The 10,527-nt window shown below is 52.9% G+C and carries 11 protein-coding genes and 1 tRNA gene; 3 read left to right on the top strand and 9 right to left on the bottom strand.

The window, feature by feature from the left end; translation table 11 throughout:
• Nucleotides 1-182: 182 nt before the first annotated feature.
• On the top strand, nucleotides 183-989 hold the full coding sequence (locus ACLD4K_RS15210; protein ID WP_411012092.1) for a DUF1460 domain-containing protein: 807 nt from the start codon (nucleotides 183-185) through the stop codon (nucleotides 987-989).
• Nucleotides 990-1,112: 123 nt separating this feature from the next.
• Here ACLD4K_RS15210 and ACLD4K_RS15205 read toward each other — a convergent pair.
• Together ACLD4K_RS15205 and actS are read right to left on the bottom strand one after the other, a co-directional pair.
• Nucleotides 1,113-1,186 (bottom strand) — tRNA-Gly (locus tag ACLD4K_RS15205).
• A gap of 79 nt (nucleotides 1,187-1,265) precedes the next feature.
• A complete protein-coding gene (gene actS, locus ACLD4K_RS15200; protein ID WP_000244318.1) occupies nucleotides 1,266-2,024 on the bottom strand; it encodes an amidase activator ActS in 759 nt (252 codons plus the stop codon).
• A 264-nt stretch (nucleotides 2,025-2,288) separates the two neighbouring features.
• Between actS and idi the strand changes: the two genes are divergently transcribed.
• Nucleotides 2,289-2,834 (top strand): isopentenyl-diphosphate Delta-isomerase, encoded by a 546-nt coding sequence (gene idi, locus ACLD4K_RS15195; RefSeq protein ID WP_000133994.1) that lies wholly within the window; start codon nucleotides 2,289-2,291, stop codon nucleotides 2,832-2,834.
• A 75-nt stretch (nucleotides 2,835-2,909) separates the two neighbouring features.
• On the opposite strand, the gene lysS is transcribed toward idi, so the two are convergent.
• From lysS to xerD, 5 genes are all read right to left on the bottom strand, one after another.
• Nucleotides 2,910-4,427, bottom strand: a complete 1,518-nt coding sequence (gene lysS, locus ACLD4K_RS15190; RefSeq protein WP_000003339.1) for a lysine--tRNA ligase — start codon at nucleotides 4,425-4,427, stop codon at nucleotides 2,910-2,912.
• A 9-nt stretch (nucleotides 4,428-4,436) separates the two neighbouring features.
• Nucleotides 4,437-5,535 (bottom strand): peptide chain release factor 2 gene (gene prfB, locus ACLD4K_RS15185; RefSeq protein WP_010989230.1). Its coding sequence is split into 2 segments (ribosomal slippage): nucleotides 4,437-5,459 and nucleotides 5,461-5,535, totalling 1,098 coding nucleotides; the frame shifts between segments, so codons are not numbered across the junction.
• A 104-nt stretch (nucleotides 5,536-5,639) separates the two neighbouring features.
• Nucleotides 5,640-7,373: a single-stranded-DNA-specific exonuclease RecJ gene (gene recJ / locus ACLD4K_RS15180; protein ID WP_000813389.1), complete on the bottom strand. Its 1,734-nt coding sequence runs from the start codon at nucleotides 7,371-7,373 to the stop codon at nucleotides 5,640-5,642.
• 5 nt (nucleotides 7,374-7,378) lie between these two features.
• Entirely contained in the window at nucleotides 7,379-8,092 is a 714-nt protein-coding gene (gene dsbC / locus ACLD4K_RS15175; RefSeq protein ID WP_000745614.1) for a bifunctional protein-disulfide isomerase/oxidoreductase DsbC, read from the bottom strand.
• 23 nt (nucleotides 8,093-8,115) lie between these two features.
• On the bottom strand, nucleotides 8,116-9,012 hold the full coding sequence (gene xerD / locus ACLD4K_RS15170) for a site-specific tyrosine recombinase XerD (RefSeq protein WP_000434302.1): 897 nt from the start codon (nucleotides 9,010-9,012) through the stop codon (nucleotides 8,116-8,118).
• A gap of 112 nt (nucleotides 9,013-9,124) precedes the next feature.
• On the opposite strand from xerD, the gene fldB reads away from it, so the two are divergent.
• On the top strand, nucleotides 9,125-9,646 hold the full coding sequence (gene fldB, locus ACLD4K_RS15165) for a flavodoxin FldB (RefSeq protein WP_001055885.1): 522 nt from the start codon (nucleotides 9,125-9,127) through the stop codon (nucleotides 9,644-9,646).
• Nucleotides 9,647-9,698: 52 nt separating this feature from the next.
• Here the strand turns inward: fldB and ACLD4K_RS15160 are convergent, their stop codons facing one another.
• Nucleotides 9,699-10,112, bottom strand: a complete 414-nt coding sequence (locus ACLD4K_RS15160) for a protein YgfX (RefSeq protein WP_000244756.1) — start codon at nucleotides 10,110-10,112, stop codon at nucleotides 9,699-9,701.
• Nucleotides 10,093-10,359 (bottom strand): FAD assembly factor SdhE, encoded by a 267-nt coding sequence (gene sdhE / locus ACLD4K_RS15155; protein WP_000351186.1) that lies wholly within the window; start codon nucleotides 10,357-10,359, stop codon nucleotides 10,093-10,095. The genes ACLD4K_RS15160 and sdhE overlap by 20 nt, the downstream gene beginning before the upstream one ends.
• Between the last annotated feature and the right edge of the window lie 168 nt (nucleotides 10,360-10,527).

Genomic DNA, 10,527 nt, shown 5'->3' with positions numbered 1-10,527 from the left:
ACACTGCCTTCCAAATAGCCTGTACTCGTCAATACGGTTCTCGCTATACGCTTACTGATGATCTTCACATTTATCATCATCAGCGTTCATATTACTCAACCTGTAATCAACCTCTGGCGTTTTTCTGTATCCATCACAACCATTTCCGGCAAAGGTAAAAAAGGATTTGAACCTTTCCGGAGATGATAATGAAGGTAAATGCATGGACAATTTTGCTTATGTCGGCGTATCTGACGGCCTGTACCGTCCCTGGCACAGAAAAATATCAGACCAGCATGGACAGCGTTACGGCAGAAAAAGTAAGCCGGATTATCCAGTCGGATGTCATTCCTTATAAAGGCGAAAACCATGGAGAAGTTATCAGCCGCGTATCGTCTGCTTTTCTCGGAACACCTTATCAGGCGGATACGCTCATCGGTGGGCCCGGCATCCCCGAAGTCCTTGTAGCGAATTTCAACGGCGTGGACTGCTTTACCCTGGCTGATTACGTTGAGGCCCTGGCCCGCAGCGATAATCAGAAATCGTTTCTGCATAATCTTGCCAGGACTCGCTACGCCGCAGGCAAAGTTGCTTATCTCAGCCGCCGGCACTTCTTCTCTGACTGGTTCGCCGCAGCACCGCGTAATGCACGGGATGTAACGCCGTATATCAGCCCTGATTATATCGTTGTTGACAAGCAGCTTAACCATAAACCTGATGGCGGCGAGTACATTCCTGGTCTGGGTATCCATCCTCGTAAAATAAATTACATTCCCGGAAGAGCCATCAACCAGCAGGTCATGAACCACCTAAAAAACGGGGATTATATCGGTGTCTACTCCCCGCTTGACGGGCTGGACGTTTCACATGTGGGTATCGTAGTTCGCCATGATGAACAGGTGTGGTTCAGGAACGCCTCCTCATTGGCCGCAAACAGAAAAGTGGTGGACACACCGTTTATGGAATACATGCATTCCAGACCGGGCATCGTTGTGCTGCGGGCTGAATGATAAAGTCATTACCAGAGTCGCCAGAGCCGTCCGACATAGGTATTGAAACCCTGTGTACTGTGGGGCCGACAGGAAAAATTGCTGTAAATTCGTGGAGTTAGTAAATACTAGAAGATATTTGTCTGGAGCGGGCGAAGGGAATCGAACCCTCGTATAGAGCTTGGGAAGCTCTCGTTCTACCATTGAACTACGCCCGCTTTAAGATGCGTAAGGCATTATAAACCTTACGCTCTGGTTGGCAAGAGACTTACTGGCTGACTGGCGATTAATTCGCCGTCAGCACTTCGGTTTACTCCCCTGCGGCGGCAGATAACGCAGCGGATCGATGGCCGTCGCCCGGTAGCGAATCTGGAAGTGCAGTCTTACGGATGCGGCATCCGTGCTGCCCATCGTAGCGATTTTTTGCCCCGCTTTAACGCTTTGCCCATTATTAACCAGCATGGTGTCATTATGAGCGTAAGCCGTAATGTAATCTTCATTGTGCTTAATCATGATGAGATTGCCGTAACCGCGCAGCTGGTTCCCGACATAGACAACTTTACCCGCTCCCGCCGCATAAACAGGCGTTCCGCGCGCGCCCGCAATATCGATCCCCTTATTTCCGCCCTCCGCGGTGGAATAAGGTAAAATCACTTTACCGTTAGCAGGCCATACCCAACAACGCTGCCCCACCGGCGGCCAGGAGGATTTTGGCACCGAAGATGACGGTCTGACCGCAGCAGTTTTTGTTGCTGTTTTATTGCTGGTTTTGCGTGTTGAACTGCTACTCTTTGCGCTGCCGCGCACTTTAATTCGCTGCCCCACCTCAATAGTATAAGGCGGAGAAATGCCATTCAGTCGGGCCAGTTCTTTCACGCTGGTTCCCGTAGCGCGCGATATACGATACAACGTATCGCCGCGCTTAACGGTATAGACGGAGCCGGAATACGTTCCTGAGCCGGAATTACTGGAACACCCCGCCAGCAGCAGCCCTGCGCATAACAGCACCGCAATACCCAGGCTATTTTTGTTCAGGCGTCCTGCGCTCAAAACCATTCCTCACTCTATTGACAGACGCCTTATGATAGCAGCCAAATGCCGTATGCCCAATCCATTGACGCCGGAAAGGGGCCGCGTGGATGATGATGCCGCGAATATCCGATATGCCAGCATAATATCGACTCACGGCACAATGGTGCTCGTCTGCGTTCTGTCAGGGCCTGTTTTGGTAATGCCTTTCTTTCTGTTATGCGCTACGCTGATCGTCTGAGTATATGGCCTGGCCATGCTGCCGGGTCATTTTAATTTTCAGGAGCTTTCATGACTGAGGAACATGTCGTTTTATTGGATGAGCAGGATAAGCCTTCCGGCACACTGGAAAAGTATGCGGCTCATACGCTTAATACGCCTTTGCATCTGGCTTTCTCCTGCTGGCTATTTAACGAAGATGGCCAGTTGCTGGTAACACGACGGTCGCTGAGCAAGAAAGCCTGGCCAGGCGTGTGGACGAATTCGGTTTGCGGTCATCCGCAACAAGGCGAAACCACCGAAGAGGCGATCATCCGCCGTTGTCGGTTCGAACTCGGCGTGGAAATTACCGATCTCACCCCCGTCTATCCGCACTTCAGCTATCGGGCGACAGATCCAAACGGTATTGTGGAAAATGAAGTCTGTCCGGTATTTGCCGCGCGGGCAACCAGTGTGTTACAGGTTAACAGCGAAGAGGTGATGGACTATCAGTGGAGCGAATTTAAAAGCGTATGGAAAAGCCTTCTCGCTACGCCGTGGGCATTTAGCCCGTGGATGGTCATGCAAGCGTCAGACGAACAAGCGCGTGAACGACTGCTCAATTACTGCCAGCGTTAAAGATTGCCTGATGGCGCTACGCCTGAACGAAGAGATGCCGGATGGCGGCTAATGCCCCATCCGGCAATTTACATCTTATTTCACCGGACGCATCGCCGGGAACAGAATAACGTCGCGAATCGTGTGGCTGTTAGTAAACAGCATCACCATACGGTCGATACCAATTCCCAGACCCGCTGTCGGCGGTAAACCGTGTTCCAGCGCCGTCACGTAGTCTTCGTCGTAGAACATGGCTTCGTCGTCGCCCGCCGCTTTTGCATTAACCTGATCCAGGAAACGCTGCGCCTGGTCTTCCGCATCGTTCAACTCGCTAAAGCCATTGCCGATTTCACGACCGCCGATAAAGAACTCGAAGCGGTCAGTGATTTCCGGGTTCACATCATTACGACGCGCCAGCGGAGACACTTCAGCCGGATATTCGGTGATGAAGGTCGGCTGAATCAGATGCGCTTCAGCGACTTCGTCAAAGATCTCGGTGACGATACGGCCCAGACCCCAGCTCTTCTCGACGTGAATGCCGATGCTTTCAGCAATCGCCTTCGCGGAGTCGAAGTTGTCCAGATCAGCCATATCCGTTTCCGGACGATATTTCTTGATCGCTTCACGCATGGTCAGTTTTTCGAACGGCTTACCGAAATCAAACACTTCATCACCATACGGAACCTGGGTGGTGCCCAGAACATCCTGCGCCAGCGTACGGAACAGAGACTCCGTCAGTTCGATCAGGTCTTTGTAGTCCGCATACGCCATATAGAGTTCCATCATGGTGAACTCAGGATTATGGCGCACGGAGATGCCTTCGTTACGGAAGTTACGGTTAATTTCGAATACGCGTTCGAAGCCGCCAACCACCAGACGCTTGAGGTACAGTTCCGGCGCGATACGCAGGTACATGTCCAGATCCAGCGCGTTGTGATGGGTGATAAACGGACGGGCAGACGCGCCGCCAGGGATCACCTGCATCATCGGCGTTTCGACTTCCATAAAGCCGCGAGCAACCATAAACTGGCGAATACCGGCCAGGATCTTCGAACGGGTTTTGAAGGTATTACGGGATTCATCGTTAGAGATGAGATCCAGATAACGCTGGCGATAGCGCGCTTCCTGGTCCTGCAGGCCGTGGAATTTATCCGGCAACGGACGCAGCGCTTTCGTCAGCAGGCGCAGTTCGGTGCAGTGGATAGACAGCTCGCCGGTTTTAGTTTTGAACAGCTTACCTTTCGCGCCGAGGATATCGCCAAGATCCCACTTCTTGAACTGCTCGTTATAAACGCCTTCCGGCAGATCATCGCGCGCCACATACAGCTGAATGCGGCCGCCTACGTCTTGCAGGGTAACAAAAGAGGCTTTACCCATAATACGGCGAGTCATCATACGGCCCGCGACGGACACTTCAATATTCAGCGCTTCCAGTTCTTCAGCTTCTTTCGCGTCAAACTCTGCGTGCAGTTGGTCTGAGGTACGGTCACGACGGAAATCGTTCGGGAACGGGATACCCTGCTCACGCAGTGCAGCCAGCTTCTCGCGACGTGCCTTCATTTCATTGTTAAGATCGACTACCTCGTCAGCGCCCTGTGCGTTTTGTTCAGACATGTTGATTCCTCATAGCCCTGCTTTCAAACTTGCTTCGATAAATTGATCCAGACTACCGTCCAGTACCGCCTGTGTATTGCGGGTTTCCACCCCAGTACGCAGGTCTTTAATGCGGGAATCGTCCAGGACATAGGAACGAATCTGGCTTCCCCAGCCGATATCGGACTTAGTGTCTTCCATCGCCTGTTTTTCAGCGTTCTTTTTCTGCATCTCCAGTTCATAAAGCTTCGCTTTCATCTGCTTCATGGCCTGGTCTTTGTTTTTGTGCTGCGAACGGTCGTTCTGGCACTGCGTCACGATCCCGGTGGGAATATGGGTGATACGCACTGCAGATTCCGTACGGTTAACGTGCTGACCGCCTGCGCCAGACGCGCGATAGACGTCGATACGCAGATCCGCCGGGTTAATGTCGATATCGATATCGTCGTCCACTTCCGGGTACACAAACGCGGAGCTAAACGAGGTATGACGGCGACCGCCGGAGTCGAACGGGCTTTTACGCACCAGACGATGTACGCCGGTTTCAGTGCGCAGCCAGCCATAGGCATATTCGCCGGAGATTTTGATAGTCGCGGACTTAATGCCGGCAACTTCCCCTTCCGACTCTTCAATGACTTCCGTCTTGAAGCCGCGCGCTTCCGCCCAACGCAGATACATACGCAGCAACATGCTGGCCCAATCCTGCGCTTCAGTACCACCAGAACCGGCCTGAATATCGAGATAGCAATCGGCGCTATCGTACTCGCCGGAAAACATCCGGCGGAATTCCAACTGCGCCAGTTTCTCTTCCAGCGTATTCAGTTCCGCGACGGCTTCGTTAAACGTCTCTTCGTCGTCAGCTTCTACCGCCAGTTCCAGCAGCCCGGAAACGTCGTCCAGCCCCTGAGTCATTTGATCAAGCGTATCGACGATCGCTTCGAGCGATGAACGCTCTTTTCCCAGCGCCTGCGCGCGCTCAGGTTCGTTCCAGACATCCGGCTGTTCCAGCTCGGCGTTTACTTCTTCCAGACGCTCTTTCTTAGCATCGTAGTCAAAGATACCCCCTAAGAACGTTGGTGCGTTCCGTGAGGTCCTGAATGCGGTTATTCACCGGGTTAATTTCAAACATGGTCTGATTTCTTTTATTTGACTTGGCAAAATGCGGTTATAAGGGCGAAATATTAGCGGATTTCGCCCCTTAATTACAGCGAAAGTGTTGTTAAATCGCCCCGATCATAGCGGCCAAATATCATCGATAATAATCTGTAAACTACGGTTGCCGCGAAACTCGTTAATGTCCAGTTTATAAGCCAGTTCTACCTCCCGCACGCCGTTATCCGGCCAACAGGTCGTATCAATATTAAATGCGATGCCATCCAACAGCGGTCCGCCGCCGACAGGCTCCACCATCACCTTGAGGTGACGCTCGCCCACCAGACGCTGCTGTAGCAGACGGAAACGACCATCGAATAACGGTTCCGGGAACATTTGCCCCCACGGTCCGGCATCTCGCAACAGTTGCGCCACTTCCATAGACATCTCCGCCGCACTTAATGGACCATCGGAGATCACCTCGCCTTGCAACAGGGCAGGATCGAGCCATTCCGTCACCAGCTCGCCAAAACGTTGCTGAAACTGCTCGAATTTATGCTCTTCCAGCGACAATCCCGCCGCCATCGCATGACCGCCGAACTTGATCATCAGATCAGGGTAAAGGGTATCCAGCCTTTCCAGCGCATCGCGCATATGCAACCCCTGAATCGAACGGCCTGAGCCTTTTAGCGTGCCGTCGCCCGCAGGTGCAAAGGCGATCACCGGGCGGTGAAAACGCTCTTTAATGCGCGACGCCAGAATTCCGACCACGCCCTGATGCCATTCAGGATGATACATCGCCAGACCGCCCGGAAGCGTTTCACTACTGCGCTCAAGCTTTTCGCACAGGATAAGCGCTTCCGCCTGCATCCCCTGCTCTATTTCTTTGCGCGTCTGGTTAAGCGCATCCAGCTCGCTGGCCAGAACACGCGCTTCGCCGAGGTTGTCGCACAACAGTAACGCCACGCCAACGGACATATCATCCAGCCTGCCGGCGGCATTCAGGCGAGGCCCCAACGCGAAGCCTAAATCACTGGCGGCAAGCTGCTGCGGATCGCGATTCGATATCTCCAGCAACGCTTTAATTCCCGGGCGGCATTTCCCGGCACGAATACGGCTTAGCCCTTGCCAGGTCAGAATACGGTTGTTAGCGTCCAGCGGCACAACGTCTGCTACCGTTCCCAACGCCACTAAATCCAGCAGCTCCGCCAGATTCGGCGGCGCGATGTTGCGCTCGTCGAACCATCCTTTGTCGCGCAAAAATGTTCGCAACGCCAGCATCAGATAAAACGCCACGCCGACGCCCGCCAGCGACTTAGACGGGAATTCGCAGTCGCGCAGATTGGGATTAATAATCGCTTCGGCCTCCGGCAACGTGTCGCCAGGCAGGTGGTGATCGGTCACGATCACCGGAATCCCCAACGTCTTTGCATGCGCTACGCCGGCGTGGGATGAGATGCCGTTGTCTACGGTGACAATAAGCTGCGCGCCGCGCGCCTTCGCCTGATCGACCACTTCCGGGCTTAAACCGTAGCCGTCTTCAAAGCGATTAGGCACCAGATAACTGATGTTGTCACATCCCAATGCACGCATTCCCAATACGCTTAGCGCAGTACTGGTCGCGCCGTCGGCGTCAAAATCGCCAACAACAATAATGCGGATACCTTCGCGAAAGGCGTTGTAGAGGATCTCCACCGCGTTATCTATGCCGCTAAGCTGTTGCCAGGGCAGCATTCCTTTCACGCTGCGCTCCAGTTCGCGGGCGCTACGAACGCCCCGGCTGGCATATAAACGTCGTAGTAATGGAGGAAGATCGGCGGGGAGTTCCGCCGTCTCATCAGCCTCGCGCCGACGAAGTTGTCTCTGTTGTTTCACGCGTATTATTTACCACTGGTCTGTTTTTGATGCTCATCAAGAAACGCTTTCATCTCTTTCGGTCCCTGATAGCCAGGCACCACATAGCCGTTACTCAATACAATGGCTGGCGTACCGCTAACGCCCAACTGCACGCCCAACGCATAATGATCAGCAATGTTCACGTCACAGCTTGCCGGTTTCACGCCCTTACCTGCCATGGCGTCATCAAACGCTTTGTTTTTGTCTTTGGCGCACCAGATAGATTTCATATCCTGCTCCGCCTGGCTTTCCAGCCCCTGGCGCGGGAAGGCCAGATAACGTACCGTGATCCCCAGCGCGTTATAATCTTTCATCTCTTCATGTAGCTTATGACAATAGCCGCAGGTGATATCGGTAAAAACAGTAATGACATGTTTCTCATCCGGCGCTTTATAGACGATCATCTCTTTTTCCAGCGCATTTAGCTGGCTCATCAGCAGTTTGTTCGTCACGTTTACCGGATGCGCGCCGCTCACGTCATACATCGGCCCTTGAATAATATGTTTGCCGTCGTCAGTAACGTACAGTACGCCGCTGTGAGTGAGGACGGTTTTCATCCCAGCCACTGGCGAGGCCTGAATTTCCGTACTCTGAACGCCCAGCTTAGCCAGCGACTGACGGATAGCCGCATCATCCGCATGGGCCACGCCTGAAAACGCCGCCGCCAGTAAAGTGAACATCATAAAACGCTTTTTCATAAACTATCCTTTCCTGTCAGCACTCATGCCCGCGGATGGTGCTGTTGATGAAGTTGACGCAAACGCTCCGTTGCGACATGCGTATAAATTTGTGTCGTCGAAAGATCGCTATGCCCAAGTAGCATTTGTACAACGCGCAAGTCGGCACCGTGATTCAGCAAATGCGTGGCGAAAGCGTGACGTAAAACATGCGGCGATAGTTTTTCGCTATCGATTCCAGCCAGTACCGCATAATGTTTAATACGGTGCCAGAAGGTCTGCCGCGTCATCTGCTGCGCACGCTGGCTGGGGAATAATACGTCAATCGATACGCCATTAAGTAACCAGGGACGCCCATGCTCCAGATACGTTTCCAGCCAATATACCGCCTCTTCACCTAACGGCACCAACCGCTCTTTATTGCCTTTACCGATAACCCGCACCACGCCCTGCCGCAGACTGATATCGCTCATTGTCAGCCCCACCAGTTCCGACACGCGCAAACCGGTGGCATACAGCACTTCCAGCATAGCTTTATCGCGCAACTCCAAAGGTTGATCAATAAGCGGCGCCTGCAAGAGCCGCTCAACCTGCGCCTCGCTAAGGTCTTTCGGTAAACGCTGCGGAAGCTTAGGCGAGGCCAACTGCGCGCTCGGATCATCCTCACGATACTTTTCACGGTACAGATGCTGGAAAAAGCGCCGCATAGCGCTTAACAGGCGTGCGGAGCTGGTCGCTTTGTATCCGCCCTCCACCCGTTCAGCCAGCAGCGTTTGTAAATCATCAGCCTGCGCCGTCGCAAGCGTTTTTCCGCGATGATGCAACCACGCAACGACCATCGATAAATCGCGACGATACGCGCTTAATGTATTTTCCGCCAGATTTCGTTCCAGCCACAGGGCATCCAGAAACTGCTCAATACGCGCTAAATCCTGTTCCATTCGCGCTCCCTACTTCACGCTGACTTTTGGTGCATTATGCCTCATTGTGCCGTGAATGCAGTGATTCTGTTACACTACCCGCAACGCTATAGCAGAATCGAGATGTAACGTAATGAACATGGGTCTTTTTTACGGTTCCAGCACGTGCTACACCGAGATGGCCGCAGAGAAAATTCGCGATATCCTCGGCCCGGAGCTGGTGACATTACATAACCTCAAGGATGACGCCCCCGCCTTAATGGAGCAGTACGACGTGCTCATTTTAGGCATCCCCACCTGGGATTTTGGCGAAATTCAGGAGGACTGGGAAGCCGTCTGGGAGCAACTGGACGATCTCAATCTGGAAGGCAAAATCGTTGCGCTTTACGGTATGGGCGACCAGCTCGGCTACGGTGAGTGGTTCCTGGATGCGCTGGGTATGTTGCATGACAAACTTGCCCTCAAAGGCGTTAAATTTGTCGGCTACTGGCCCACAGAAGGCTACGAATTTACCAGCAATAAACCGGTCATTGCGGATGGGCAACTGTTTGTCGGCCTGGCGCTGGATGAAACGAACCAGTACGATCTCAGCGATGAGCGTATACAGACCTGGTGTGAACAAATTCTCGGCGAAATGGCCGAACACTACGCCTGAAGCCTTACTCGCTGTATTTCCCTCTCGACGGAACCGCGTTTGCGCCGTTCCGTCAGTGTTGGCCTGATATCGGCTGCTGTAACAGTATCCGACGCAACTCACGCCATTCCGCTTCTTCCATGCTATCCGCCGCCAGCCATAAATGCTGATGACGTCCAGACTCTGCGCGTAAACGCAACACCATCCCGCTCTTCAGTAACCAGGGCGGACGCAAGAGCGTCCAGTCCTGCCCCTGCCAGCGTAAGCGCCCGTCCATGAGTAGCTTGATCTCTCCCTGGCAGGTATTAATCCTGCGCTGGCTACGTACACAGTCAAACACGACCAGCGACAGTAGTATCATCCATAACGGGGTATAACTCAGCGGCCAGGGCATCAATAAAATCACCGCGGCAACCAGCCCATGAATGAGCAATGAGATCCACTGAGCGCGCCATGAGACGCGTAAATCAGATTGCCACAGGACCACGTTCCCGATTCCGTGTCTGAATGAGTCGGACCATCTGTTCCAGTTCAGCGTCAGCCGGTTTACCGTGATTCATTAACCAGTTAAATAAATCCGGGTCATCACTCTGCAACAAACGGACAAAAATACGCTTTTCTTCATCACTTAAACTATCGTACTCATGTTCAAAAAACGGCATGATGGAAATATCAAGTTCGCGCATACCGCGACGACATGCCCAGTGAATACGTGCTTTATTGTGAATATCCATGTTCTTCCTGCCTCGCGAAAATGAAGTACCGGGCTATTGTAACGTGTTTTTGGCGTTGTTTTACGGGAATCTCAGTAATCTGGAACGCGATCGCGAAATAAAAGGCTGGGAATCAATATGTTCATCCGTTTTGGATACCGCCTCGCAAAACGATCAATCCGCTCTCAA

The organism is Salmonella sp. 741265055_HSA (genome assembly GCF_046569525.1).
GTDB classification, from domain to species: domain Bacteria; phylum Pseudomonadota; class Gammaproteobacteria; order Enterobacterales; family Enterobacteriaceae; genus Salmonella; species Salmonella enterica.
Note: the sequence above shows the minus strand (reverse complement) of the source record. Positions and strands in the feature narration are given on the sequence as shown.